This is a genomic window from Lentibacter algarum, from assembly GCF_040580765.1.
GTDB lineage: Bacteria > Pseudomonadota > Alphaproteobacteria > Rhodobacterales > Rhodobacteraceae > Lentibacter > Lentibacter algarum.
Genome location: NZ_CP158687.1, coordinates 1,736,496 through 1,761,129 on the forward strand (window position 1 = coordinate 1,736,496; position 24,634 = coordinate 1,761,129).

Sequence of the window (24,634 nt, forward strand, 5' to 3'; positions counted from 1 at the left end):
CCAGACGCAGTTGTAAATGGGGGCTTTGCCCCCAAACGCAGTTGTAAATGGGGGCTTTGCCCCCAAACCCCCAGGATATTTTCAGAAAGAAAAAGGCCTACCAGCGGTTTGTGAACGCAAGCCGTGCGAGGCGGAGTTGAGCGCGGAACGGGGCCAGCTCAAGCGTTCCGTTCAGCACGCGCTGTGGTTCGTTGAGGGCCAGTTTGAGCAGAGGCTCTGACTGCCAGCCGGCCAGAAGAGCGCGGCGCGCCAGCTTGGGCAGAGGCTGCTTGCGGGCGGTTTTGAGTTTTGCGAGCCCTTCAGAGGCGAGACGGACAATGGCGCCTTCCGAGGTCTCAGGCAGCGGGTGACGGTTTTGCCCAATCAGGGCTGGCACAGCCGTCAGCCACCCCGCCAGCGCCACAGCTTTGAGGCCTTCATCAAGCTTTGGCGTGGTTTCTGTCCCCGCCAGCCCAAGGGCTGCGCGCATCAAAGCGCCTGTGGTGTTACTCAGATGGGTCCAAAGCGCCGCCTCATCTGCGAAAGCATCCGGGTAGATATCCCACCGCCGCGCCTCGACAAGGCTTTGAAGCGCAAGCGCCTGCTCGGGCGTCAGGTATTCTGAGAGCGGCGTCACAACCTCGTGGCGGCGCACAGCCCCGCCTGCGGCGATCTCGCCCAAGGCGTCATGCCACCATTGCAGGCGCATCTCCGCAATCATCGCCTCAGCCGTCACCCATGGTGCGCGCGCCACTTCGACATTGAAGGCATAGAGCACCAAGAGCTTTTCGCGCAGACCAAGCGGCGCAGCCATCGCAGCACGGAAGCGTGCGGGATCACCCTTGTGAACAATGCTGGCGCAGGCGGCAATATGATCTGTCTCTTGCGTGCTCATGTGCTCTGCAACAGCTTCCAGTTGATCGCATCGAGAAGCGCATCAAAGCTCGCATCGACAATATTGGCCGAAACGCCCACCGTGCTCCAGCGCCGCCCCTCTGCGTCTTCACTGTCGATAATCACGCGCGTCACGGCCTCCGTACCGCCTTGGGTGATGCGCACCTTAAAGTCGACAAGCCGCATATCAGCGATCACTTCACCGTAACGGCCCAAGTCCTTCGCCAGCGCTTTGGCGAGCGCATTGACTGGCCCACGGTCAGAGCCTGTTTCATCCATGCTTTCGCTCACTGAAAGGCGCTTTTCGCCATCAACCTTGAGCACAACAACCGCCTCTGAAAGCGAGACTGTCTGGTTGTACTTGTTCTTGCGCCGCTCGATGCTCACGCGGTAGCGCTTCACTTCAAAGAACTCGGGCATTTGCCCCAGCGCGCGCCGCGCCAAAAGCTCAAAACTCGCCTGAGCGCTGTCATAGGTATAGCCCTCAGCTTCTCGCGCCTTGATCTGATCAAGGATCAGCCCCAGCGCTGGATCGTCTTTTTTGACTTTGATACCAGCATCTTCCAGACGCTTTCTCAAGTTGCTTTGGCCCGCCTGATTGGACATCGGAATGATGCGCGCGTTGCCTACACTCTCAGGCACAATGTGCTCATAGGTGCTCGGATCTTTCAAAATGGCGCTGGCATGCAGCCCCGCTTTATGGGCAAAAGCGCTCGCCCCGACATAGGCCGCTTGGCGCATCGGGACACGGTTCAGAATATCGTCAAGCTTACGGCTCACTGTGGTCAGCCTCGCCAGCGTCTCAAGGCTCACACCTGTCTCAAACTGGCTCGCATAAGGCTCCTTGAGCAAGAGCGTCGGAATGAGCGTGGTGAGGTTCGCATTGCCACAGCGCTCGCCGAGGCCGTTGAGTGTCCCCTGCACCTGCCGCGCACCCGCGTCGATCGCGGCCAAAGAGCAGGCCACCGCATTTTCTGTATCGTTGTGGGTGTGAATACCGATCCTGTCGCCCGCGATCCCCGCATCAATTACCGCCTTGGTGATCTGATAGACCTCATGGGGCAGCGTGCCGCCGTTGGTGTCACAAAGCACCCCCCAGCGTGCGCCAGCGTCATGTGCGGCCTTCAGGCAGGTGAGCGCATAGGCAGGATTGGCCTTATAGCCGTCAAAGAAGTGTTCGGCATCAAACAAGGCCTCACGGCCTTGGGCCACAACATAAGCAATAGAGGCACGGATGTTCTCGACATTCTCCTCAAGGCCAATGCCAAGAGCCGTCTCCACATGAAAGTCATGGGTCTTGCCCACAAGGCAAACATGCTTTGTGCCCGCGTTCATGACCTCAGCGAGCACATCGTCGTTCTCGGCAGAGCGCCCTGCCCGCTTGGTCATGCCAAAGGCGGTGAAGCGCGCCCGCGTCTTGGGCGCTTCGTTGAAGAAGTCACTGTCCGTCGGGTTTGCCCCGGGCCAGCCACCTTCAATATAATCCACCCCCAGCTCATCCAGCATCGCAGCTATGCGGTGCTTCTCGGGCGTGGAGAATTGCACGCCTTGGGTCTGCTGGCCGTCACGCAGCGTTGTGTCGTAGATGTAGAGGCGCTCAGTCATGAGGTGCTCCCGTCTGGGCGGCATGGGGTGTATGGCACTCTCATGTCAGCTCCTCCAGTTTGGACAGATCAAACCCAGCGCTTGGAACAAGCTCAACACCTTCTTTGCTCATCCGCACTTCAAGGCCAGCTTCAACGAAAGCAGCCTTCAAGCGATCGACATCAGAGAAGTCTTTGGTTTGCATAGCAGTTTGGCGTGCCTCAAAAAGCATGGCCTCATAGGCTGACATGTCCTGTCCCTTCGCCCAAGCGCCCATATCGTCGTTCAAAAGCCCAATCATCTCTGCAGACGCCTTGAGTGCGCCCACCTCTCCTGCTGTGGCCAGCCTGTGCAGCTCGGCAATTGCGCCAGCGGTATTTAGATCATCAGCCAACGAAGCCAGCAAAGCGTTAGATACATCGCCTGTTTCCACGCCCTGTATCATCCCGCGCCACTTGCGCAAAGTCGCCTCGGCCTCTTCCCGCTTCTTCTCCGTCCAGTCCATCGGCTTACGATAATGCGTGGAGAGAAACACAAACCTGATCACTTCCCCCGGAACACCCTGCGCAAGCAAGTCCCGCACGGTAAAGAAGTTCCCCAAGCTCTTGGACATCTTCTTGCCCTCGACCTGCAACATCTCGTTGTGCATCCAGACTTTCGCCATCTCGCTGGTGTCATTGGCACAGCAGCTCTGGGCAATCTCGTCTTCGTGGTGCGGAAACTGCAAGTCCAGCCCGCCGCCGTGGATATCAAACGTATCGCCGAGCAGTGCCTTGGCCATCGCGGAGCATTCAATATGCCAGCCTGGACGCCCACGGCCCCAAGGCGACTCCCACCCAGGTTGATCCTCGCTTGAAGGCTTCCACAGAACGAAGTCCATCGGGTCTTCCTTGTAAGGTGCCACTTCCACACGCGCCCCCGCGATCATATCGTCCACATCCCGCCCCGACAGAGCGCCATAGTTCTCATAAGAGCGCACCCGAAACAGCGCATGGCCCTCGGCGGCATAGGCATGGCCCTTTTCAATCAGCGCCTCGATCATCGCGATCATCTCGGCAATATACCCCGTCGCGCGGGGCATGGCATTTGGCTCCAGCGCGCCGACAGCGGCCATATCTTCAAGATACCAGCCAATCGTCTCTTCGGTGATCTCGCCAATCGTGCGGCCTGTATCTGCGGCCTTCGCGTTGATCTTGTCGTCCACATCCGTGAAATTGCGCACATAGGTCACGTGCTCGGCCCCATAGACATGGCGCAGAAGCCGATAAAGCATATCAAACACAATCACAGGACGCGCATTGCCGATATGGGCACGGTCATAGACTGTTGGCCCACAGACATACATGCGCACATCCTCCGCGCGGATCGGCTCAAAAGCCTCCTTCTTGCGCGACTTCGTGTTGTATAGCTTGATCTCGGTCATGGTCGGCCCTCATACGCGCAAATGCGCTCTTCTGGCGGGCTTAACAACTTACACAATGAGATGGAATAAGAAGAACGGCCCGCCTGATCTCTCAGCAGGTAATGATGCAACAAATAATGCAAATCTCTCTTCTCATGAGGAAAGCGATAGCCGATCAAAGCCCCCCTGCCAAGAAAAACCGCCACCCCGAGTTGACATTGCGCCTTGAAGCAAGGCCCATGGGCCCACTTGAGACTCACCCAAACTGCTGCGAGGCCCCCATGCGCTTGTCCAACACCATCACAACCATCACAGGCGGCGGCTCAGACGGCTGGGACCTCTTCATCAAAGCCCGCAAGATGATCTCTGAGGGCCATGATATCACCGAGCTGACCATTGGCGAGCATGACATCAAGACAGACACACGCATCCTTGAGGCGATGCACACCGCCGCATTGGGCGGTGCCACAGGCTATGCCATGGTTCCGGGCATTGATGATCTGCGCAACACCGTGGCCACGCGGCTCGCTGCGCGCACAGGCGTCCCGACAACCCTCGACAATGTGCTGATCACAGCGGGCGGGCAAGCCGCGCTCTTCGCCGCCTTCCGTGCAGCTCTCGATGAAGGCGACACAGCGCTCTACATCAACCCCTATTATGCCACCTACCCAGGCACGATCCGCTCCGTCGGCGGTGTGCCAAAGGCGGTCACAGCCGAAGCAGACAACGGCTTCCTACCCACGTTCGAAGCGCTCGATGCTGCCGCCGCAGGTGCCAAAGCCCTGCTCATCAATTCGCCCAACAACCCCACAGGCGCAGTCTATGGGCGTGACACGCTTGAAGCCATCGCCGCCGTAGCCATTAAGCACGACCTCATCGTAATTTCCGACGAAGTCTATGACACGCAGGTCTGGGAGGGCGAGCATATCTCGATCCGCTCCCTTGAGGGCATGAACGAGCGCACCTTTGTGGTCGGTTCCATGTCCAAAAGCCACGCTATGACTGGCTCCCGTGTTGGTTGGCTCGTCGGGCCAGACGAGGCCATGAGCCATGTGCTCAACCTTTTGACAAATACAAACTACGGCGTCGCAGGCTTCACACAGCGTGCCGCTCTCTTCGCACTCGGCCTCGGCGAGGCCTTTGAAGACGAGATCGGCGCCCCCTTCCAACGCCGCCGCGCCCTTGCGCAAAAGGCGCTTGAGGGCCAGAATGCGATCCGCCTCTCCCAACCCTCGGGTGCGATGTATCTCATGCTCGATATTCGCGCGACGGGCCTTTCAGGCGATGACTTCGCAGACAAGCTTTTGATGGAGCGTCACATCGCAGTGATGCCAGGTGAAAGCTTTGGGGACGCCGCCGCAGGCCATGTACGTATCGCCATGACAATCCCCGATGCGCCCTTTGAAGCAGCGATCAAAGAGATCGCTGCGTTTGCGGCGAACCTCGCTTAAGACCCACGTTCCAAAAACGACAGAATGTCGCACTCAAGACAGAATCGCGCCTTCTAAAACCTCCTAATCAGAGCATAGTCTTTGAGAGGCGCGCCATGCAGGCTCCGTTTTGCACAATCACACTTGTTATCCGCACCATTGGTGCGGAGCGTGGTCGCGCGGCCCGTGGCGGTCCGTTCCGCGTTTGATTTCATCATCAAACACGTAACACCGCCCAAAAGGACCGCATTCATGACCGACCAAACACCCATCAAAACATCCGCACGTTCTGGAGGCCGCAATGCCCGTCGCGCGGCCCGCGCAGCACCCCTCGATGCCGCCACCCGCCCGATCCGCGCAGGCATGGAAGGCGGGCGCTACAAGCCCCTGACGGATGCCGATGTGCTCAAAATCCACGAGGCCGCTCTCGAAGCGCTCGAAACAATCGGCCTCTGCGATGCGCCGCCCTCTGGTGTCGAAATTCTGACAGGCGCAGGCGCAATCCTCGGCGACGACGGGCGCATCCGCTTCCCCCGCGCGCTGGTGGAAGACATGCTCGCCAAAGCCGCGACCTCCATCACACTCTTTGGCCGCGAGCCAGCCCATGACCTGCTGCTTGAGGGGGCCCGCGTCCACTACGGCACGGCAGGCGCTGCGGTGAATATGGTCGAACCTGACGGGCGCACTTACCGCCACAGCACCGTGCAAGATCTGCATGACGCGGCCCGTATCGCCCATGAACTCGACAATGTGCATTTCATCCAGCGTCCGATGGTATGCCGCGACATCACCGACAACCGTGAGATGGATCTGAACACCATCTACGCTTGCTGCGCTGGCTCGACAAAACACATCGGAACCTCCTTCACAGAGCCGTCCTTTGTCCCCGATGCACTAGAAATGCTGCACATGATCGCAGGCGGCGAAAGCAACTGGCGCGCGCGCCCCTTCCTGAGCAATTCGAACTGCTTCGTTGTCCCGCCCATGAAATTCGCAACCGAAGCCTGTGAGGTCATGGAAGCCTGCATCCGCGGCGGCATGCCCGTGCTTCTTCTGTCTGCGGGTATGGCGGGCGCGACAGCGCCAAGCACCATCGCTGGCGCGATTGTTCAAGCCACAGCCGAGTGCCTCGCTGGCATCGTCTACGTCAACGCCATCGCCCCCGGCCATCCAGCCATTTTCGGCACATGGCCCTTCGGTCTTGATCTGCGCACAGGCGCTATGACCGTCGGATCAGGCGAACAGGCGCTTTTGTCTGCAGGCTGCGCCCAGATGCACAAGTTCTACGGCCTCCCCGGCGGGGCTGCTGGCGGCGCCTCAGATAGCAAACTCCCTGATATGCAAGCCGGCTGGGAGCAAATGTGTTCCAACGTCATGACAGGTCTGGCAGGCTGCAATATGGTCTATGAGGCCGCAGGCATGCACGCCTCCCTCCTTGGCTTCTGCCACGAAAGCCTCATCCTCGCGGATGATCTTATCGGTCAAGCCCAGCGCTGCGTGCGCGGTATCGAGGTCGATGACGCCACTCTCGCCCTCGATCAAATGCGCGAAGTCTGTCTCGGTGGCCCGGGCCACTACCTCGGCACAGACGGCACGCTCTCGCGGATGCAAACTGACCATGTTTACCCTACTTTGGGCGACAGAACCTCACCCAAGGAATGGGTTGAAAAGGACAAACCTGATCTGGTTGAAAAAGCCACCGCGCGCAAACACGACATCCTCTCGCGTCGCGCGCCCTCGGCCTTTGACCCAGCCACAGACGCCGCAATCCGCGCCCGATTCAACATCCACTTAACCGTCTAACTCATTCTTTTTGAGATAAATATCCCAGTAGCTGTGAGGGACCAGTCCCCAGCAGCTACTGGGGTGCGATAAAGCGGCGGCGCAAACCTACTCGCCCAGCATCCACCTGCCCTCAGGCCAAAACGCGTGATAGGCGAAAGCAAACATCACATCATGCACAATATCCGCACCAGAGGGGTCGCGCACCCGCACCTGCCCCACATCCCGCCCCGCCGCCAGTGTGGTGCTGTCCAGAGCCGAGGCCTTGCCCCCCATCCACGAGATCACAACCCCAGCCTCGCGTAGCTCTCCAGCCTCCTCCAGTCGCGACATCGGCCAGGCCCGCGCTCCCACGCGCACCACCCGCATCAAGGGATGAATACCGTGAGGCGGGTTCTCCCCCGAATAGAGAAAGGGCCGCGCCGCGCTGTCATAGCCCACATAAGGGTTCTTGCCGTAGTGTCGACGAAAAGTCGGCGTTTTCATGACAAGGCCCTCAGGATTGCGCGCCGCAAAACTCTCCCAGCTTTCCATCCAGCTCGGCAAGCTGGCAAGCTCAACCCCCGTCATCTCGCCAACAATGCCAACGCCTGTCGCCTGCTGCCACCAGCTTTCGCTCTCACGATCATACATAACCATATCAGAAGCACGCAGCTTCCCCGTGACCCCAAGCGTGAGCACTTGCCCCCCAACGCGACGATCAAAGCTCACAGCCGAGTTACAGAGCGGGCAAAACGTCACCGCAACAGGCACGCCGCCCACCTCGTCATTTACAATTTCGTGCCACATGAGATAGCGCAGCGGATAGGCGCGCGCCTCGCCCTGCATCTCCAGCGCGATCACAGCCTCCCGCGCGCCAAGCCCGCTCTTCGCCGCAACAGGTTCAAACTCAGGATCAACGAGCGCAGGGATGCCGTCCCTGCCAGGTCCGCCAGACATAATCTCAACCCAGTTTTCAACGCTCGACACTGAAAAGTCGGTGTTGGGCCACTCGTGCTTCCAAAAGCTCGGGTCCGCCAAAGCAGCCACGCCCCAAAGCGAAAACAAGATACTGTAAAGAGATTTCATAGCAGCCTCCCGCATTTGCAAGAAGCTTGCGCGATGGGGCGGCTTTTGCCTAGCCGCCCCACGCAAAGGTGATCACCGCGTCATATCACTCGGTGACAGTTACGCTCTTCATATAATCAGGCGCACCCAGCACGGCGCCATTGCGCCCTTTGCCAAGCTTGATCTGATCCAGAACATCAAGCCCTTCAGTCACACGGCCCACAACAGTGTATTGCCCGTTGAGCGAAGGATACTCGGTAAACATGATGAAAAACTGGCTGTTGGCCGAGTTCGGATTGGCCGAACGGGCCATTCCGACAATACCACGTTCATAAGGAATATCGGAAAACTCCGCAGGCAGGTCTGGTCGGTCCGAGCCGCCCGTCCCCGCCATGGCCATATTGCCACCTTCCATCTTGCCCATCACGACATCGCCCGTCTGCGCCATGAAGCCCTCAATGACGCGGTGAAAAGCCACCCCGTCATATTGGCCTTCTGCGGCCAGCGCTGCAATCTGCTCGACATGCTTTGGAGCGACATCCTCAAGCAAATCGATCAGAATAACGCCGTTGGCCTCGCCCGCGACCTCAACTTTGAGACCCGTGGCAAAGGCAGGGCTGGCGGCCAAAAACGCGGCCGCCACACTCAGATACCCAAACTTACGCATCGGCAGCCACTTTCACCGAGATCATACGATCTGGGTTCATTGGTGGCTCGCCACGGGCGATCTTGTCGACATGCTCCATGCCGCTCGTGACTTGGCCGTAGACGGTGTATTGACCATTGAGGAAGTCATTGTCTTTGAAGTTAATGAAAAACTGGCTGTTGGCGGAGTTCGGGTTGGCCGAGCGCGCCGCGCCAATGCTGCCGCGTGCATGCGGGATGCGGCCAAATTCGGCTGGCAGGTCAGGCAAATCAGAGCCGCCCGTGCCAGCGCGGCCAGGGTTGTAATCAACTTCCATATTGGCGTGCTGCACATCACCTGTCTGGGCCATAAAGCCGTCAATCACACGGTGAAACGCAACATTGTCGTATTTTCCAGCGCGCGCGAGCTCTTTCATGCGCGCTGTATGCGCAGGAGCGATGTCTGGCATCAGTTCGATGACAACAGTGCCATCCTTGAGTTCGATCAAGATTGTGTTTTCGGGGTCTTTATAGTCGGCCATCGGGCGCTCCTGTCAAAATGATTGGCAGATACCTAAGCTTCAAAGCGCCGCTCGGCAAGCCCGCCCGCACCCAAAGGCGATGCCACGCTTGACGATCGCGCCCAATCGCGCGAAACCCCACTCCAAACACGCATAAGACAAAGCAAGGAGCACGGCATGGGCTGGATGACACTGGATGACTTGGACCTAAAGGGCAAACGCGTGCTCACCCGTGTCGACATCAATGTCCCTGTCCAGAACGGCATCGTCTCAGACGCAACCCGTATCGAGCGCATTGTGCCCACAGTCGAGGCGATCCTTGCCAAAGGCGGAACGCCCTTACTGGTGGCGCATTTTGGCCGCCCCAAAGGCAAATCCGTGCTCGATCTCAGCCTGCGTATTGTCCTGCCCGCACTCGAAAAAGCGCTTGGGCATACCGTGTCTTTTGTTGAGACGCTGGAGGCGGCCGAAAATCTTCCAGAAGAAGCCCGCGCCGCCGAAGTCATCCTGATCGAAAACATCCGCTTCCACGCAGGCGAAGAAGCCAATGACCCCGCCTTTGCGGCGCGCCTCGCGGGCCTGGCAGATGTCTATTGCAATGATGCTTTCTCCGCCGCCCACCGCGCCCATGCCTCGACAGAGGGTGTCGCGCGCCTGCTGCCATCTTGCGCAGGTCGTCTCATGCAAGCCGAGCTCACAGCCCTCGAAAGCGCACTCGCAAAGCCCAAGCGCCCCGTCGGGGCCGTCGTGGGCGGAGCCAAAGTCAGCACCAAGCTCGACCTTCTGTCCAACCTCGTCGAAAAACTTGATGTGCTGATCATTGGCGGTGGCATGGCAAATACCTTCCTCATGGCGGAAGGCGCTGACCTTGGCGCCTCGCTGGTGGAGGCCGACATGCTGCCCACCGCCCGCGAAATCATGGCCAAAGCCAAAACCACTGGTTGCCAAATCATTCTGCCACAAGACGGCGCTGTCGCGCGTGCTTTCAAAGCGGGTGCGCCCTTTGACACGCTCCCCCTTGGTTCGGACACAAAGCTTGAGAGCGACCAGATGGTGCTTGATGCAGGCTCAGCCTCTACAACGGCCATCCTCACTGCTTTTGAAAGCCTCAAAACGCTGATCTGGAACGGCCCTCTGGGCGCATTCGAAATTGCACCTTTTGACACAGCCACCATGGCCGCCGCCCAGAAAGCTGCCGCACTGACCCGCGCAGACGCGCTCGTCACAGTGGCTGGTGGCGGCGATACCGTCGCCGCTCTCAATGCCGCAGGCGTTGCTGATGATTTCAGCTATATCTCTACAGCAGGCGGGGCTTTTCTGGAATGGATGGAAGGCAAAACCCTCCCCGGCGTCGCCGCCCTCGGCGGTTAAACAGACCGTCCCCCCTTTTCTTGCCAGAAATATCCCAAGAAGGGGGGAGACTCGTCCCCCCCTTCGGTCGTCATTTCACAAAGTGAAACTGCGAAACACAATCACCCGCTCACGCCCTCACGCCCGCTGATCACCATCATACTCGCCGTGAGCCGCGCCACTTCCACAGCATCGCCCTCCTCAAGCCCATAGGCCACCGCCTCTGTGAAGCACACCGAACGCCCAGCCTTCACAACACGCCCGTGAAAGCGAAAGCGTTCTGCCTTGGCCACCCGCATGAGCGAGGTCTTCAGCTCGATCGTGAGCACCCCCGCCTCCTCAGGCATCACAGACAGCGCCGCAAACCCAGCCGCTGAATCAAGCACCGTTGTGATCGCCCCCGCGTGCATAAAACCGTGCTGCTGGGTGAAATCCGCGCCAAAAGGCATCTCAAAGACAACATCCCCCGCACCCACCGAGACAATCTCAACCCCAAGACTGCGCATCATCGCCTGGCGCGCAAAGCTCTCACGCACCCTCGCGTCATAGTCACCATAGGTCTGCATCCTGCACTCCTCCCAAATCAGCTGTGGCATTTAGGACTCGCAACCGCATGAAAGCCAACGTAAACCTCGCGTCATATCTTTGCATCTCCCCACCGCCTGTGCAAAAGTGAAGATGGCCCAAAAGAGGCCAAGCAAAAACAAGCGCAAATGCGCAACGAGGCAGACTATGACACCGCGCAAATCGCCCGCCTTCGGGCCGCTTATCTTCTTTGCTGTGGCCTTCAGCCTTACGCTATACTTTACCTTTGCCGCCATTCAAGGCGACTACGGCCTGTTCCGCCGCGCCGAAATCATGGCCGAGCAAAAGACCCTCGCTCGCGAGCTCGCCTCCCTTGAGGCCCGCGTCGCCCGCATGGAAAACCTGACAACCCGTCTGTCAGATGATTACCTCGATCTTGATCTGCTCTCAGAGCGCGCGCGCGACATCCTCGGTTATGTGCGCGCCGACGAAATCGTGATCCGCTAAGCCAGCGCTAATCCCCCCCAGCCAATTCAGCGCTGGACAGCCGCGCCTGCGCCCCTAAAGTCGACACTCGCCCAAAAACCGAGTGCTCATCCATGACATCCCCTCTCAGCCCGTCCCAAAACGCAACAGCGCCCACTGCATCTCTGCGTTTCATCGCCGTGGATGTCGAAACCGCCAATTCCCAGCACGGCAGCATCTGCCAAATCGGCTTGGCCTTGGCCGCTTCAGACGGCACGATCACAACAGAGGGCCTGTTGATCGACCCAGAGCAGCCTTTCAGCAGCTTCAACATCAACCTACACGGGATCGGACCAAAAACAGTACGTGGCGCCGCGACCTTCCCAGAAGCACTTGAGCGCCTGCGCCCCCTCCTTGAGCAAAGCATCCTGATCCAGCACAGCAGCTTTGACAAAAAAGCCTTCGATGCGGCCTGCGCCCGCTACGGTATCGCTCCACTGGCCTCGCAGTGGCTCGACAGCGTCCAGATCGCGCGCAAGGCTTGGCCCGAACTCAAAGGCAACGGCGGCCATGGCCTTGCCAGCCTCAAAAACTATCTTGGCTTGGTCTTTGAGCACCATGATGCAGAAGAAGACGCCCGCGCTGCCGCCGAAGTCACGCTCTTGGCCGAGACAGCCACAGGCTCAGCTTTCACGGAGTTGGCCGCGCCCCAGAAAAAAGCACCCCGCTTTGAAGCCTCGCTCGCCATTGCAGGCAATCCCGACGGTCCCTTTTATGGCGAAGTCGCCTGCTTCTCGGGCACTCTGGCCGTCTCGCGGGTGGAGGCCGCCAAGTCTGCCGCTGGGGTTGGCATCACAGTCAAAACCAGCCTGACCCAAAAAACCACATTGCTCATCGTCGGTGCACAGGCCTTGGAGACAGGCCAGCCACAAAGCACCAAGCACAAACGCGCCGAAGAGATGGCGCGCGCAGGGCATAGCATCAAGATCATCACAGAGCATGAATTTCTCGCCCTGATCCAAACCTGTTGAGGGCATACCACCGCCGGCGCCGCCTTGCTTGCGCCGCCTTATGAACCCTGCGTCAAAATAAATCTCGCCACGCAAGATAATTTCGTGTAATAAATGGTTTAACGCTAAACTATCTGTTTACGAAAGGGGCGCACGCCTATGGCCACCCGCAAAACAAAAGCTAAATCAAACACTTCGGCAGAAGATCTCAAAGCATATTACCGTGATATGCTTCTCATCCGCCGATTCGAGGAAAAGGCAGGCCAGCTCTATGGCATGGGCCTGATCGGCGGCTTCTGCCACCTCTACATCGGTCAAGAGGCCGTTGTGGTCGGGCTCGAAGCCTCTGCTAAAGAGGGCGACAAGCGCCTCACCTCTTACCGTGATCACGGCCATATGCTCGCCTGCGGCATGGATCCAAACGGCGTTATGGCCGAACTGACTGGACGCGAAGGCGGTTATTCCAAAGGTAAAGGCGGGTCCATGCACATGTTCTCCGCCGAGAAGCACTTCTACGGCGGCCACGGCATCGTTGCCGCGCAAGTGCCGCTCGGTGCGGGTCTTGCCTTCTCGGACCAGTACAAAGGCAATGACAATGTCACCTTTACTTACTTCGGTGATGGCGCAGCCAACCAAGGCCAAGTTTACGAAACATTCAACATGGCCGCACTCTGGAAGCTGCCCGTCGTGTTTGTGATCGAAAACAACCAGTACGCGATGGGCACATCCCAACAGCGCTCGACCTCCTCACCTGATATCCACACCCGCGGCATCGCCTTTGGCATCCCCGGTGAGGCGGTTGACGGCATGGACGTTCTGGCTGTGAAGGAAGCGGGCGAAAAAGCTGTCGCGCACTGCCGCGCTGGCAAAGGCCCCTATATTCTGGAGATGATGACCTACCGTTACCGTGGTCACTCCATGTCTGATCCCGCCAAGTATCGTACCCGCGAAGAAGTGCAGAAAATCCGCGAGAAATCTGACTGTATCGAACATGTCCGCGAGATGCTGATCACAGGCAAGCACGCGACTGAGGATGAGCTCAAAGAGATCGACAAAGAGATCAAGGCCGTGGTCAACGCCTCCGCCGAATTCGCCAAAGAAAGCCCCGAGCCCGACCTGAGCGAGCTTTGGACAGATATCTACGCTGACATTCCGCAAGAAGCCTGAGGGAGACACACACCATGGCAATCGAAATTCTCATGCCCGCCCTCTCGCCCACTATGGAAGAAGGCACATTGGCCAAATGGCTGGTGAAAGAAGGCGATACCGTCCAATCTGGCGATATCCTCGCTGAAATCGAAACCGACAAGGCCACGATGGAATTTGAAGCCGTCGATGAAGGCGTTATTGGCAAAATCCTGATTGCCGAAGGAACAGAAGGCGTCAAGGTCAACACTCCCATCGCGATCATTGGCGAAGAAGGTGAAGACATGAGCGCCGCGCCCGCCGCCGCTGCTCCAGCCGCCGAAACGTCAGCACCTGCCGCCGCTGCAGCCCCTGTCCCAGCCAAAGCCGCCGCGCCAGACGCCGCCCCTGTGGCCAACCTGACTCCTGACTGGCCCGAAGGCACCGAAGTCAAGCAGCAGACCGTTCGTGAAGCGCTGCGCGAAGGCATGTCCGAGGAGATGCGCCGCGACGAGACAGTGTTTCTCATGGGTGAGGAAGTCGCCGAATACCAAGGCGCTTACAAAATTTCCCAAGGCATGCTTGAAGAGTTCGGCTCTAAACGCGTCATCGACACCCCGATCACAGAGCATGGCTTTGCAGGGATCGGTGTCGGGGCAGCCTTTGGTGGCCTGCGCCCGATCGTAGAGTTCATGACGTTCAACTTCGCCATGCAAGCCATTGATCATATTATTAACTCTGCCGCCAAGACGCTCTATATGTCTGGCGGCCAGATGGGTGCGCCCATGGTTTTCCGTGGCCCCAATGGCGCGGCCGCCCGCGTTGGCGCGCAGCACTCACAGGACTACGCCGCATGGTACGCGCAGATCCCGGGCCTCAAGGTCGTCATGCCCTACTCGGCCTCTGACTATAAAGGCCTCATGAAGACGGCAATCCGTGATCCCAACCCAGTGATCTTCCTCGAAAACGAGATCCTCTATGGCAAGTCCTTTGATGTGCCCGTCATGGATGACTTCACAGTGCCATTTGGCAAAGCCCGTATCTGGCGCGAAGGTACAGACGTCACAATCGTCTCATTTGGCATCGGCATGACATATGCCTTGGAAGCCGCCGAGAAGCTCGCCGAAGACGGCATCTCTGCTGAAGTGATTGATCTGCGCACCCTGCGCCCGATTGATTATGACACAGTCATCGCCTCGGTGATGAAAACAAACCGCTGCGTCACCGTCGAAGAGGGCTGGCCCGTGGCCTCCATGGGCAACCACCTTGCCGCAACCATCATGACCCGCGCGTTCGACTACCTCGACGCGCCCGTGCTGAGCTGCACAGGCAAGGACGTCCCCATGCCATACGCCGCCAATCTTGAAAAACACGCACTTGTGACAACCGATGAGGTCGTCGCCACCGTCAAACAAGTCACCTACCGCTAAGGGAGCGCGATCATGCCAACAGAAATCCTCATGCCCGCCCTCTCGCCCACGATGGAAGAAGGCACGCTCGCCAAATGGCTAGTGAAAGAAGGCGATACCGTCTCCTCGGGCGATCTTCTCGCCGAAATCGAGACAGACAAAGCCACGATGGAGTTTGAAGCGGTCGACGAAGGCGTCATCGGCAAACTCATGGTCGCCGAAGGCACAGAGGCCGTAAAGGTCAACACGGTCATAGCCGTTCTGCTCGAAGACGGCGAAATCGCCTCTGATATCGGCACAGCAGCGGCCCCCAAAGCCGCAGCAGCGCCCGTCGCGAGCGCCGCAGCACCTGCGCCACAAGCCGCAGCCGCCAGCGCGCCGGCCCCCGCCGCGCCACAAAAAGACGGCACCCGCATCTTCGCCTCGCCGCTCGCGCGCAGGATCGCCGCAGACAAAGGCCTTGATCTGGCCACTGTAACAGGCTCAGGCCCCAAAGGTCGGATCGTTAAAGCCGATGTGATGGACGCACAGCCAAGTGCCACACCTGCCCCACAAACATCCGCGCCCGCAGCTGCCACAGCCCCTGCCGCTATGCCCTCAAGTCCAAGCGCTGATATGGTTGCGCGCGCCTATGAAGGCCGCACCTATGAAGAAATCAGCCTCAACGGTATGCGCAAAACCATCGCCGCACGCCTCACCGAGGCCAAGCAGACCGTGCCGCACTTCTACCTGCGCCGCGATATCAAGCTTGACGCGCTCATGGCCTTCCGCGCCCAGCTCAACAAGCAGCTTGAAGGCCGTGGCGTGAAACTCTCGGTCAACGACTTTATCATCAAAGCCACCGCCCTAGCGTTGCAAGCCGTGCCCACAGCCAATGCCGTCTGGGCGGGCGACCGAGTGCTCCAGATGAAAGCCTCCGATGTGGCCGTGGCCGTCGCCATTGAAGGTGGCCTCTTTACGCCCGTCCTGCAGGACGCCGAAATGAAGTCTCTCTCGGCCCTTTCGACTGAAATGAAAGATCTCGCTGCCCGTGCCCGCGACCGCAAACTTGCGCCGCACGAATACCAGGGCGGCAGCTTCGCCATCTCCAATCTGGGGATGATGGGCATCGACAACTTTGACGCCATCGTCAATCCGCCCCATGCCGGCATTCTTGCGGTTGGCGCGGGTGTGAAAAAGCCCGTTGTGGGCGACGATGGCCAAGTCACTGTCGCGACAGTCATGTCCGTAACAATGTCCGTGGATCACCGCGTGATTGACGGAGCTCTTGGCGCCGAGCTGCTCAAACATATCGTCGACAATCTCGAAAATCCGATGGCCATGCTCGCCTAAGCGCAGCCCGCCACAAAGCTTAACAAACGCCGCGCATTTGGTTCTCATACCGTGCGCGGCGTTTACGTTTGGGGGGCAGGAAAAACCCTGTTTTGGCGGTGCACGCTTTGTGCACGGGTTGTGCACGCATATCACCCCCCTAGAATCAGCGGGCTTGGCCAAAAGTTAACACGGCCTCAGAACAGACCGAAGAAGCGCTCTGGAAGCTCAAACTGGAGCTCATAATCAGGCCGCTCAAAATGATAAAAACCCGTATCGCCTCGCGGCTCAAAGCTGTCGACCATCGCCTTACGATAGCGACGCATGTCAAACCCCTCCTGCATCGCATATGCCCCGAGCCGTTCAAATGTCTCGCGGTCCTCCCCGCGCGCATCCGCAAACCAATGCCCGCCAATCGCGGTCTCTTTCTTGGTCGCGCCTATCTCTTCAGTGATCGCGTTGCGACGGTCCATCGCGCGAGCGTATTCGGCAAAGTCGCAATACTTGAGGTGAACGAGATACAGCCCCTCTGGTGAGTTGATCTTCTCATATTGGGTAAAGTGTCCGCCCCGCGCGATCTTGACCCCTGCAGAGAGAATACAGGGCTTGGAGTAATGCGGTGCAAGCCTTACGTGAGAGCGTGGGCCAAGAACTTTGTTTTCAATCGGTTTTTCCTCAAGATCAATCCTGTGGATAACCTCAAGCCCAAGCGGTGTTATGACCTGCCGCTGCTTTTGCTTCATAAGCCAGTCAGGCAGTCGCCCAACCTCAGGATCAAGCACCACAAGCTCATCCACATCCCCCACGATCACATGGTCATGGTAGGCGTTCAGCCCCTGCACAATGTTATTGAGGAGGCGCCAGCGCTTCATATCGAAGTTCTTGTGGTGATGCCCTGGAATGCCAATGATATTGCACCCCTTGGCCATTTCGGCGACCTCAGGGGTGTGACCATGGTTGACGATATAGCAGTTTTCGCGCCCCAGCATCTCGCCGTAATAAGCCAACCATATCTTCAGATAAAAAAGGTCGTCCCGCAGCATAGTCACAGCTGCAATCTTATACTCGTTCCGCTCACTCATCACTCTGCTCGCTCTGTTTTCGGGCGTTTGACACAGATTAGCCGCTACGGCGCAAAATGAGAATCAATTTGTTGGGCGCGAGACATATTCTGCAAGCTTCGCCCCAACCAGCAGCCAAGGCGCGCCATGCATCACAAGGTCTAATATATCGATAGGCGCGCTAAGCTCTCCCGCAAACAGAAGCTTCAGCTTCTCCCAGATGTGGGGCTCGGGAAAGAACGGGGCTAGACCCAATGTGAGGGCCAGAAGAAGTGCGATTGGCCATGAAATATGTTTCAAAGCGTCTCGCATTTTTTTACCCTTACAAGGAAGAAAGTGGCGCGGTTGACGGGGCTCGAACCCGCGACCCCCGGCGTGACAGGCCGGTACTCTAACCAACTGAGCTACAACCGCGCATCAGCAACGGGGCATCCTAAATAGTGCAGTGTGGCGCGGTTGACGGGGCTCGAACCCGCGACCCCCGGCGTGACAGGCCGGTACTCTAACCAACTGAGCTACAACCGCTCACTGCACACTTCGGATGCTCCAAAGCGTGAGGGAGGTCATATGCGCACCCCCTCCCCGCGTCAAGCGCTCAAACCCCCTCTTTGCGCAAAAATTGTGCCTCACAGGTCACGGCCCGTGGCGTTTCACAATTTCGCCTTATTTTGGCCCGCTCTTGACCATAAATTTTTTTGAAATTTATTTTCAAATCACGCGAAAAGGAGGTTTTTATGCCCAAACCGCAAAAACCACTCCCAGTCCCCAAACAAACGCGCACACCCCCCATTCCCAACCGCCCCGTGATAACGGATTACGCGTCTCTTTGAGGTGACTTGGTCATGATCATGAGCTAGCTTGAAGTGATGAGAACCCCTGTTTCAAGCTTGCGCAATATCGGTCCCGCCATGGAGCTATCGTTGACTGAAGTTGGCATCTCCTCTGCCGAAGACCTTCAGGACATTGGCGCTGATGCCGCCTATTCGCGACTCTTGGAAGCGGGCGCCCGGCCGCATTTCATCGTTTATTATGTGCTGCACATGGCGCTGCAAGGGCGGCCATGGAACGACTGCAAAGGCAAAGAAAAACAAGACCTTCGCGTGCGTTTTGATGCTTTGAAAGCCACGAAACATGACAAGGGCCGCACTCAGCTTGAGGCGGCCCTTGATGCAATTGGTGTGATCAAGCCAAAGGCCTGACGTCTGGCGATTTAGCCTACGAGTTCAAGACCCGAGAAGAAGAACGCGATTTCTTCTGCTGCTGTTTCTGGCGCGTCTGAGCCGTGAACTGAGTTCTCACCGATTGAAAGAGCAAACTCTTTACGGATCGTGCCCTCGGCCGCGTCCGCAGGGTTTGTTGCGCCCATAACTTCACGGTTCTTCGCAATAGCGTCTTCACCTTCGAGAACCTGAACAACGATTGGCTCAGAAATCATAAATTCGCAAAGCTCCCCAAAGAACGGACGCTCTGAGTGAACACCGTAAAACTGCTGCGCTTGTGCAAGCGTCAATTGGATACGCTTTGAAGCAACGATGCGCAGGCCAGCGGCCTCGAACTTTGCTGCAATCTGACCTGTGAGGTTGCGCTTGGTTGCGTCTGGCTTGATGATTGAGAATGTGCGTTGAATGGCCATGTGTTTAAGGCTCCTATTGCTGTGCTACGTGTTAATTTGGCGCCCTGCTATCACGGGGCATCCGCTTTGAAAAGCGAATGTTAAACGCGCTCAAGCTGAGCAATCCAAAGCACAGCCAGAAGCCCAAGCCCAGAGCTCGCCGCCATAAGCCCAAGCAATACATAGGCCCCAAGCGGACCTCCCGCGAGCGCGCCGGTCAGCGCCGTTGCCCCTGCCCCTCCAAGAATAGTAATGGCACCTGACAGGCCCGAGGCACTGCCAGCCAACCGAGGATTGACCGACATCACCCCTGCGTTGGCAGCCGGTAAAGTCAGCCCGTTGCCAAGACCAACAAAAATTGCTCCAGCAAACATCACCCAGAAATTCATCGCACCAAGGGCCATAATACAAATGATAACCAGCGGGCCAAACGTCGCCGAAAGCCGTCCCCACAGCATGAGTCGAAGCATGGGAATACGGCCCGACAACCGCCCCGTCAGGAAATTTCCGAGCATGAAGCCTGCAGATATTGAGCCAATGCCAATGCCAAGCTGTGACGGCGTCAGACCAAAGAGGCCCTCCCCAACAAGAGCCGCCCCACCAAGAAAAGCGTAGAAGCCACCGACTGAGCCAATCAGACACAAGCAATAGGCCCAGAAAACCTTGCTTTTGAAAAGCTCTGGATAGGAACGGAACTGAGCAGTGAAACTGTCGGACGGAGTGAGATTCGTCTCGGCGAGATCGTGCCATGAAAGAGCAAACATGAGCGCACCCATGATCGCATAGGCGATGAAATTTGCCCGCCAGCCAAATGTTTCTCCGAGAAAGCCGCCCAACACAGGCCCCATCAACGGCGCAAGCGCCATTGCGGTTCCGATCATACCCAAGAGCCGAGCGGCTTCTTGCGGCGGCGCTATATCGCGCACAACTGCGCGGCTTAGGACCATGCCCGAAATGACAGCACCTTGTAGCATTCGAAGCGCGAGAAACAGCCAGACATTGCTTGCAAAATAACACCCCACAGACGCCACAGTAAAAATCGCCATTCCCGCAAGGATAACAGGCCTACGGCCATACATATCTGACAAAGGACCAATGATCAGCTGAAGCGCTGAAGATACGACCATATATCCTCCAACGGCCACGGAGATGACAGCGTAGCTCACCTCAAAACTGCTCGCCATCTGAGCGAGCGCCGGCAAAAACATATTGAGCGACAAGACCGAAATCGCCGTGAGGAGAATAAGAGTAATTAGCTTGGGTTGGCGCAGGCCCGTTTCGGAAATCATTATTTTGTTAACCTGTGTTCTAATGCACAAGCGTTACGCCCCTTTTGATCTTCCCACAAGCCTTGTGGTGATGACGTTTCAGCACTGGCAAGGTGCGCACGGCTCTGCTAAGCCGCAAAAATGCTCAAGCTAGAAAACATATCTTATTCAGTCGCAGGCCGAAACCTCATCGAGGATGCTTCGGTCTCTATCCCAACAGGTCACAAAGTTGGCCTTGTGGGGCGCAACGGCACAGGCAAGACAACGCTCTTTCGCGTAATCCGAGGCGAGTTGCCGCTGGATACTGGTTCTTTTAGTCTGCCCTCACGCGCCCGCATTGGCGGCGTGGCCCAAGAAGTGCCGGGCAATGAAGTGTCTTTGCTGAACACAGTCCTTGCAGCGGACGTTGAGCGCGCAACACTGCTGGCCGATACAAGCACCGACCCCGCGCGGATCGCCGAGGTGCAGACGCGCCTTGCTGACATCGATGCATGGAGCGCCGAAGCCCGCGCCTCAACGATTCTGCGAGGCCTTGGCTTTACGGCCGATGAAATGCACGAGCCTTGCTCAGCTTTCTCTGGTGGCTGGCGGATGCGCGTAGCGCTGGCTGCGGTGTTGTTTTCCGAGCCTGACCTGCTGTTACTGGATGAACCGACCAACTACCTTGACCTTGAGGGCGCGCTTTGGCTTGAGAGCTACTTGGCGAAATATCCTCATACCGTTCTAATTGTCAGCCACGATCGCGGCCTGCTCAATCGAGCCGTTGGCGCAATTCTGCACTTGGAAGACAAGAAGCTCACGCTCTATCAAGGCAACTACGACACATTTGCAGAGACGCGCGCAGCAAGGATCGCTGTGGCCGCCTCCGAAAACCGCAAGATCGAAGCTCGCAAAGCCCACCTCCAAAGCTTTGTTGACCGCTTCCGCGCGAAAGCCTCTAAAGCCGTTCAGGCGCAATCGCGTATCAAGGCCATTGCCAAGCTCAAACCGATTACAACACCTCAGGAAGCCGCGCTTAAGCGCTTCACCTTCCCCTCGCCTGAAGAGCTCTCTCCGCCAATCATCCGGGTAGAAGGCGGCGCCGTGGGCTATGATGGTAAGGCAATCCTCTCAAATCTCGACCTAAGGATTGACCAGGACGACCGCATCGCACTGCTGGGGCGCAACGGCGAAGGCAAATCAACGCTCTCAAAGCTCTTGTCTGGCCGACTTGAGCTCATGAAGGGGCAAATGGTCACCTCATCAAAGCTGCGCGTTGGCTTCTTCGCCCAGCATCAGGTCGATGAGCTCTTCATTGACGAAACTCCAATTGATCACATCCGCCGCCTGCGCCCAACCGAAACGCCTGCGCGCCTGCGCGCTCGCCTCGGCGGCTTCGGTATTGGTGCCGAGCAGGCCGAAACGCTTGTGGGCAAACTCTCAGGCGGACAAAAAGCACGGCTCTCCTTGATGCTGGCGACAATTGACGCGCCACATCTTCTCATCCTCGATGAACCGACAAACCACCTTGATATCGAAAGCCGCGAAGCCTTGGTTGAGGCACTCACGGCCTATACTGGCGCGGTTATTCTTGTCAGCCACGACATGCACCTGCTCAGCCTCGTGGCTGATCGCCTCTGGCTCGTAAAAGACGGTGCAGTGAAGCCCTATGAGGGCGATCTAGAGAGCTATCGTGCGCTTTTGCTGGGGGCTCCTGAGAAAAAATCAGACAAAAAGACAGAAACGCAAAAAGCTCCAAAGCCAAAGCGTGCGCCACGGTTGTCCGTGCTCGAGCTGCGCGCTGAAGTGCGCAAATGCGAAGAACGCGTTGAAAAGCTCGAACGCATGCGCGCGCGGATGGACGAGATGCTGGCCGATCCCACGCTCTACAGCGAGCGCAAGCATGCTGTGCCAGAGCTTCAGCGCAAAGATGGTGAACTTAAAGTTGCCCTCAAACGCGCCGAAGCGCTTTGGGAAGGCGCTATCGCCAAGCTAGAGGCAGCTGAGGCATGATTACATCAGCCTTTGTCATAACAGCCTTTGCAACGCTCTTCGTGATTATCGACCCGATCGCCCTGACGCCGATTTTTGCGACGATCACGCAAGGTATTCCCACAGTTGAACGCCGCCGGATCGCATTGCGGGCCTGCCTTGTTTCCTTTTTTATTCTTGCCGCCTTTTCCTTTTTTGGCGAAGCCTTGATGCATTTCATCGGGATATCCATGCCTGCCTTTCGCGTGGCAGGCGGCATCCTCTTATTCTTGACAGCGCTTGAAATGTTGTTTGAACGCCGCACCAAGCGGCGTGAAGATCAGGCGGGTGACGAGCCTGATCCGAGCCATGACCCGTCGGTTTTCCCTCTGGCAGTGCCTCTGTTGGCTGGACCTGGCGCGATTGCATCGGTGATCCTTTTGTCAGGGCAAGCACCTGGAATAGCAGGGACTTTTGCAGTCATCGGGATTGTTGCGGTCGTACTATTCGTGGTTTTCTTGTCTTTACAGGCCTCAGCACTGCTGGAACGCGCCTTGGGCAAAACAGGCATCAATGTAGCCACACGGCTTTTAGGCATGCTGTTGGCCGCGCTCGCTGTGCAGTTTGTTCTGGACGGTTTGCGCGCATTTGGCTTTGCAGGCGGCTGAGCGGTGGAGATTGGGACTGGCCTCCTCGTTCTGGCGCTGGTTCTTGCGGCTCTGCTGGTCTGGCGCCTTTGGCCAAGCCGCCGACGCCTGTCCCCTCTGGGCCAAGAAATGCTGCGCTGGGTCATGGTGCTTGCGATAGCTCTTGGTATCTACAGCTTCGGTGAAAACCTCGTTGAACCATTTCGGACGACCCAAACGGTTAACACATCACAAGGCGTGATAGAGCTGCCACGTGAAGCCGACGGGCATTACTATCTCACCGCAAAAATCAATGGTGCGCAGATCCGTTTTGTTGTCGACACAGGAGCTACGGGGATTGTGCTCAGCCAGAATGACGCAACACGAGTCGGGCTAGCCTCCGATCAATTGGCCTACATCCATTCTGCCAACACGGCCAATGGCGTTGTCCGTATCGCACCTGTGAAACTTGATGAATTTGACGTCAACGGAATCAAAGACCTGAACGTACGTGCCTACGTGAACGAAGGGGAGCTGACAGGCTCTCTTCTCGGCATGAGCTATCTAAGACGCTATGAGAAGATCATTATCACTCGTGACATGCTGCGCCTTGAGCGCTAAGGCTGCGGCATGACAGACATCGAAAAATCTACCAGCAAGTCACACGGTCGCAAGACCCTGCGCCCTTCTCTCAAGCCCCGTGCCCTTATGGAGGACGAGCAGTTAGCCAATGCTTGGACCGCGCAAGTTATCACGCTGTTTCCTGATGCCTTTCCGGGAGTTCTCGGCCAAAGCCTGACAGGTAAAGCTCTTAAAGATGGGCTCTGGCAGCTAGATGCAATTGACTTGCGACCGTTCGGGATCGGCAAGCATCGCAATGTCGATGATACACCCGCAGGCGGCGGGGCTGGCATGGTCTTGCGCGCCGATGTCGTTAGCGCCGCCATCGAAATGGCAAAACAGCGCGCGCAGGCTCCGCTTCCTCTTATTTATCTTAGCCCACGCGGCAAACCCTTTACCCAAGCGATGGCTAAAAGCCTTGCGGCGGGCCAAGGGGTAACGCTGCTTTGCGGGCGCTTTGAAGGCGTTGATGAGAGGGTTTTGGAACACTACGGCGTCGTAGAAGTCTCGATGGGAGACTATGTTCTGACAGGCGGTGAAATTGCGGCGCAGGCGCTTTTGGATGCTTCAGTCAGACTTATCCCCGGCGTACTTGGCAACGCGGAAAGCGCCGAGGAAGAAAGCCACTCGAATGGCCTCCTTGAGCATCCGCAATATACCAAACCCGCAGAGTGGCAAGGCCGTGCAATTCCTGATGTATTGATGTCTGGTCATCATGGCGAAATTGCCAAGTGGCGCAAAAAGATGTCGGAAGCCCTGACCAAACTTCGCCGCCCTGATATGTGGCAGACCTTTTTGGGCAAAAACCCATCCGATAAGCCTTGATCTAAAGCCCTTTCGAGCCTAGAACGCCCAAGTTCGGAATCACTTTTGTGACTCTGGGCGGCTAGTGCTGTGCGCTTTCTTCGGCGCAATCCTCGGCACAAACATGATGACAAGCAATGTCGGACTGACTCCGGCGGGCGCAAACTGCGGACCCGACAGAAGACACGGAGCGACAGGACGCGAGAAAACTTCGTGGGAAAACCGCGAGCATAA

Annotated in this window: 24 protein-coding genes and 2 tRNA genes; 13 read left to right on the forward strand and 13 right to left on the reverse strand. The window is 57.7% G+C overall.

What is annotated here, in order from left to right; translation table 11 throughout:
• Nucleotides 1-97: 97 nt before the first annotated feature.
• From DSM117340_RS08430 to cysS, 3 genes are read right to left on the reverse strand one after another with little or no spacing between them, the layout of a single operon-like run.
• Entirely contained in the window at nt 98-874 is a 777-nt protein-coding gene (locus tag DSM117340_RS08430; protein ID WP_089890477.1) for a squalene/phytoene synthase family protein, read from the reverse strand.
• On the reverse strand, nt 871-2,478 hold the full coding sequence (cimA, locus tag DSM117340_RS08435) for a citramalate synthase (protein ID WP_089890474.1): 1,608 nt from the start codon (nt 2,476-2,478) through the stop codon (nt 871-873). The genes DSM117340_RS08430 and cimA overlap by 4 nt, the downstream gene beginning before the upstream one ends.
• Before the next feature lie 40 nt (nt 2,479-2,518).
• Nucleotides 2,519-3,880, reverse strand: coding sequence for a cysteine--tRNA ligase (cysS, locus tag DSM117340_RS08440; RefSeq protein ID WP_089890472.1), 1,362 nt, complete (start codon nt 3,878-3,880; stop codon nt 2,519-2,521).
• Between the two features lie 260 nt (nt 3,881-4,140).
• Here cysS and DSM117340_RS08445 point away from each other — a divergent pair, with 260 nt between their 5' ends.
• Together DSM117340_RS08445 and DSM117340_RS08450 are read left to right on the forward strand one after the other, a co-directional pair.
• Entirely contained in the window at nt 4,141-5,310 is a 1,170-nt protein-coding gene (locus DSM117340_RS08445) for a pyridoxal phosphate-dependent aminotransferase (RefSeq protein WP_354689573.1), read from the forward strand.
• Between the two features lie 231 nt (nt 5,311-5,541).
• Nucleotides 5,542-7,092: a trimethylamine methyltransferase family protein gene (locus DSM117340_RS08450; protein ID WP_089890469.1), complete on the forward strand. Its 1,551-nt coding sequence runs from the start codon at nt 5,542-5,544 to the stop codon at nt 7,090-7,092.
• Nucleotides 7,093-7,179: 87 nt separating this feature from the next.
• Here DSM117340_RS08450 and DSM117340_RS08455 read toward each other — a convergent pair whose 3' ends face one another.
• From DSM117340_RS08455 to DSM117340_RS08465, 3 genes are all read right to left on the reverse strand, one after another.
• Nucleotides 7,180-8,139: a DUF3179 domain-containing protein gene (locus DSM117340_RS08455; RefSeq protein ID WP_245724413.1), complete on the reverse strand. Its 960-nt coding sequence runs from the start codon at nt 8,137-8,139 to the stop codon at nt 7,180-7,182.
• Between the two features lie 85 nt (nt 8,140-8,224).
• On the reverse strand, nt 8,225-8,785 hold the full coding sequence (locus DSM117340_RS08460) for a peptidylprolyl isomerase (RefSeq protein ID WP_089890463.1): 561 nt from the start codon (nt 8,783-8,785) through the stop codon (nt 8,225-8,227).
• Nucleotides 8,778-9,284 carry a peptidylprolyl isomerase gene (locus DSM117340_RS08465; RefSeq protein ID WP_089890461.1) on the reverse strand — a complete coding sequence of 169 codons (507 nt, stop codon included), beginning with the start codon at nt 9,282-9,284 and terminating at the stop codon, nt 8,778-8,780. Before DSM117340_RS08465 ends, DSM117340_RS08460 begins: the two co-directional genes overlap by 8 nt.
• A 156-nt stretch (nt 9,285-9,440) precedes the next feature.
• Here DSM117340_RS08465 and DSM117340_RS08470 point away from each other — a divergent pair, with 156 nt between their 5' ends.
• On the forward strand, nt 9,441-10,634 hold the full coding sequence (locus DSM117340_RS08470) for a phosphoglycerate kinase (RefSeq protein WP_089890459.1): 1,194 nt from the start codon (nt 9,441-9,443) through the stop codon (nt 10,632-10,634).
• Nucleotides 10,635-10,735: 101 nt separating this feature from the next.
• Here DSM117340_RS08470 and DSM117340_RS08475 read toward each other — a convergent pair whose 3' ends face one another.
• A complete protein-coding gene (locus DSM117340_RS08475; RefSeq protein ID WP_271437477.1) occupies nt 10,736-11,209 on the reverse strand; it encodes a PaaI family thioesterase in 474 nt (157 codons plus the stop codon).
• A 136-nt stretch (nt 11,210-11,345) separates the two neighbouring features.
• Between DSM117340_RS08475 and DSM117340_RS08480 the strand changes: the two genes are divergently transcribed.
• The 5 genes from DSM117340_RS08480 to DSM117340_RS08500 all read left to right on the forward strand — a co-directional run bounded on the left by DSM117340_RS08480 (nt 11,346) and on the right by DSM117340_RS08500 (nt 16,479).
• On the forward strand, nt 11,346-11,645 hold the full coding sequence (locus DSM117340_RS08480; protein ID WP_089890454.1) for a septum formation initiator family protein: 300 nt from the start codon (nt 11,346-11,348) through the stop codon (nt 11,643-11,645).
• A gap of 92 nt (nt 11,646-11,737) precedes the next feature.
• Nucleotides 11,738-12,634, forward strand: coding sequence for an exonuclease domain-containing protein (locus DSM117340_RS08485; protein WP_089890452.1), 897 nt, complete (start codon nt 11,738-11,740; stop codon nt 12,632-12,634).
• A 138-nt stretch (nt 12,635-12,772) separates the two neighbouring features.
• Nucleotides 12,773-13,780, forward strand: coding sequence for a pyruvate dehydrogenase (acetyl-transferring) E1 component subunit alpha (gene pdhA / locus DSM117340_RS08490; protein ID WP_089890449.1), 1,008 nt, complete (start codon nt 12,773-12,775; stop codon nt 13,778-13,780).
• Between the two features lie 14 nt (nt 13,781-13,794).
• Nucleotides 13,795-15,168, forward strand: coding sequence for a pyruvate dehydrogenase complex E1 component subunit beta (locus tag DSM117340_RS08495; RefSeq protein ID WP_089890447.1), 1,374 nt, complete (start codon nt 13,795-13,797; stop codon nt 15,166-15,168).
• Nucleotides 15,169-15,180: 12 nt separating this feature from the next.
• Nucleotides 15,181-16,479, forward strand: a complete 1,299-nt coding sequence (locus DSM117340_RS08500) for a pyruvate dehydrogenase complex dihydrolipoamide acetyltransferase (protein WP_354689574.1) — start codon at nt 15,181-15,183, stop codon at nt 16,477-16,479.
• Nucleotides 16,480-16,655: 176 nt separating this feature from the next.
• Here DSM117340_RS08500 and DSM117340_RS08505 read toward each other — a convergent pair whose 3' ends face one another.
• The 4 genes from DSM117340_RS08505 to DSM117340_RS08520 form a co-directional block, all read right to left on the reverse strand.
• Nucleotides 16,656-17,540, reverse strand: a complete 885-nt coding sequence (locus DSM117340_RS08505; protein WP_089890441.1) for a glycosyltransferase family 2 protein — start codon at nt 17,538-17,540, stop codon at nt 16,656-16,658.
• A gap of 63 nt (nt 17,541-17,603) precedes the next feature.
• Nucleotides 17,604-17,831 carry an RND transporter gene (locus DSM117340_RS08510; RefSeq protein ID WP_354689575.1) on the reverse strand — a complete coding sequence of 76 codons (228 nt, stop codon included), beginning with the start codon at nt 17,829-17,831 and terminating at the stop codon, nt 17,604-17,606.
• A 25-nt stretch (nt 17,832-17,856) separates the two neighbouring features.
• Nucleotides 17,857-17,933 (reverse strand) — tRNA-Asp (locus DSM117340_RS08515).
• Nucleotides 17,934-17,967: 34 nt separating this feature from the next.
• Nucleotides 17,968-18,044: transfer RNA gene (locus DSM117340_RS08520), tRNA-Asp, on the reverse strand.
• Nucleotides 18,045-18,385: 341 nt separating this feature from the next.
• Here DSM117340_RS08520 and DSM117340_RS08525 point away from each other — a divergent pair.
• The gene (locus tag DSM117340_RS08525) at nt 18,386-18,718 is read left to right on the forward strand and encodes a TfoX/Sxy family protein (protein WP_089890433.1); all 333 of its coding nucleotides are present in this window, start codon (nt 18,386-18,388) and stop codon (nt 18,716-18,718) included.
• 11 nt (nt 18,719-18,729) lie between these two features.
• Here the strand turns inward: DSM117340_RS08525 and ndk are convergent, their stop codons facing one another.
• Together ndk and DSM117340_RS08535 are read right to left on the reverse strand one after the other, a co-directional pair.
• Complete coding sequence (gene ndk / locus DSM117340_RS08530) at nt 18,730-19,152, reverse strand: nucleoside-diphosphate kinase (protein ID WP_089890430.1); 423 nt, start codon at nt 19,150-19,152, stop codon at nt 18,730-18,732.
• 80 nt (nt 19,153-19,232) lie between these two features.
• Entirely contained in the window at nt 19,233-20,420 is a 1,188-nt protein-coding gene (locus tag DSM117340_RS08535; RefSeq protein WP_089890429.1) for a multidrug effflux MFS transporter, read from the reverse strand.
• A gap of 120 nt (nt 20,421-20,540) precedes the next feature.
• Between DSM117340_RS08535 and DSM117340_RS08540 the strand changes: the two genes are divergently transcribed.
• Genes DSM117340_RS08540 through trmD form a run of 4 tightly spaced genes read left to right on the forward strand, consistent with a single transcriptional unit; the run spans nt 20,541 to nt 24,421 of the window.
• Nucleotides 20,541-22,391, forward strand: a complete 1,851-nt coding sequence (locus tag DSM117340_RS08540; protein WP_089890426.1) for an ABC-F family ATP-binding cassette domain-containing protein — start codon at nt 20,541-20,543, stop codon at nt 22,389-22,391.
• Nucleotides 22,388-23,017: a MarC family protein gene (locus tag DSM117340_RS08545; RefSeq protein ID WP_089890424.1), complete on the forward strand. Its 630-nt coding sequence runs from the start codon at nt 22,388-22,390 to the stop codon at nt 23,015-23,017. Before DSM117340_RS08540 ends, DSM117340_RS08545 begins: the two co-directional genes overlap by 4 nt.
• Nucleotides 23,018-23,020: 3 nt before the next feature.
• A complete protein-coding gene (locus tag DSM117340_RS08550; protein ID WP_245724412.1) occupies nt 23,021-23,596 on the forward strand; it encodes a TIGR02281 family clan AA aspartic protease in 576 nt (191 codons plus the stop codon).
• Between the two features lie 9 nt (nt 23,597-23,605).
• Nucleotides 23,606-24,421 carry a tRNA (guanosine(37)-N1)-methyltransferase TrmD gene (trmD, locus tag DSM117340_RS08555; protein WP_089890423.1) on the forward strand — a complete coding sequence of 272 codons (816 nt, stop codon included), beginning with the start codon at nt 23,606-23,608 and terminating at the stop codon, nt 24,419-24,421.
• The last annotated feature ends 213 nt before the right edge of the window (nt 24,422-24,634 follow it).

Bases quoted from the DNA above. Each gene is read 5' to 3' on its own strand.
- DSM117340_RS08430 (WP_089890477.1), bottom strand. From the start codon at position 874: ATGAGCACGCAAGAGACAGATCATATTGCCGCCTGCGCCAGCATTGTT.
- cimA (WP_089890474.1), bottom strand. From the start codon at position 2,478: ATGACTGAGCGCCTCTACATCTACGACACAACGCTGCGTGACGGCCAG.
- cysS (WP_089890472.1), bottom strand. From the start codon at position 3,880: ATGACCGAGATCAAGCTATACAACACGAAGTCGCGCAAGAAGGAGGCT.
- DSM117340_RS08445 (WP_354689573.1), top strand. From the start codon at position 4,141: ATGCGCTTGTCCAACACCATCACAACCATCACAGGCGGCGGCTCAGAC.
- DSM117340_RS08450 (WP_089890469.1), top strand. From the start codon at position 5,542: ATGACCGACCAAACACCCATCAAAACATCCGCACGTTCTGGAGGCCGC.
- DSM117340_RS08455 (WP_245724413.1), bottom strand. From the start codon at position 8,139: ATGAAATCTCTTTACAGTATCTTGTTTTCGCTTTGGGGCGTGGCTGCT.
- DSM117340_RS08460 (WP_089890463.1), bottom strand. From the start codon at position 8,785: ATGCGTAAGTTTGGGTATCTGAGTGTGGCGGCCGCGTTTTTGGCCGCC.
- DSM117340_RS08465 (WP_089890461.1), bottom strand. From the start codon at position 9,284: ATGGCCGACTATAAAGACCCCGAAAACACAATCTTGATCGAACTCAAG.
- DSM117340_RS08470 (WP_089890459.1), top strand. From the start codon at position 9,441: ATGGGCTGGATGACACTGGATGACTTGGACCTAAAGGGCAAACGCGTG.
- DSM117340_RS08475 (WP_271437477.1), bottom strand. From the start codon at position 11,209: ATGCCACAGCTGATTTGGGAGGAGTGCAGGATGCAGACCTATGGTGAC.
- DSM117340_RS08480 (WP_089890454.1), top strand. From the start codon at position 11,346: ATGACACCGCGCAAATCGCCCGCCTTCGGGCCGCTTATCTTCTTTGCT.
- DSM117340_RS08485 (WP_089890452.1), top strand. From the start codon at position 11,738: ATGACATCCCCTCTCAGCCCGTCCCAAAACGCAACAGCGCCCACTGCA.
- pdhA (WP_089890449.1), top strand. From the start codon at position 12,773: ATGGCCACCCGCAAAACAAAAGCTAAATCAAACACTTCGGCAGAAGAT.
- DSM117340_RS08495 (WP_089890447.1), top strand. From the start codon at position 13,795: ATGGCAATCGAAATTCTCATGCCCGCCCTCTCGCCCACTATGGAAGAA.
- DSM117340_RS08500 (WP_354689574.1), top strand. From the start codon at position 15,181: ATGCCAACAGAAATCCTCATGCCCGCCCTCTCGCCCACGATGGAAGAA.
- DSM117340_RS08505 (WP_089890441.1), bottom strand. From the start codon at position 17,540: ATGAGTGAGCGGAACGAGTATAAGATTGCAGCTGTGACTATGCTGCGG.
- DSM117340_RS08510 (WP_354689575.1), bottom strand. From the start codon at position 17,831: ATGCGAGACGCTTTGAAACATATTTCATGGCCAATCGCACTTCTTCTG.
- DSM117340_RS08525 (WP_089890433.1), top strand. From the start codon at position 18,386: ATGAGAACCCCTGTTTCAAGCTTGCGCAATATCGGTCCCGCCATGGAG.
- ndk (WP_089890430.1), bottom strand. From the start codon at position 19,152: ATGGCCATTCAACGCACATTCTCAATCATCAAGCCAGACGCAACCAAG.
- DSM117340_RS08535 (WP_089890429.1), bottom strand. From the start codon at position 20,420: ATGATTTCCGAAACGGGCCTGCGCCAACCCAAGCTAATTACTCTTATT.
- DSM117340_RS08540 (WP_089890426.1), top strand. From the start codon at position 20,541: ATGCTCAAGCTAGAAAACATATCTTATTCAGTCGCAGGCCGAAACCTC.
- DSM117340_RS08545 (WP_089890424.1), top strand. From the start codon at position 22,388: ATGATTACATCAGCCTTTGTCATAACAGCCTTTGCAACGCTCTTCGTG.
- trmD (WP_089890423.1), top strand. From the start codon at position 23,606: ATGACAGACATCGAAAAATCTACCAGCAAGTCACACGGTCGCAAGACC.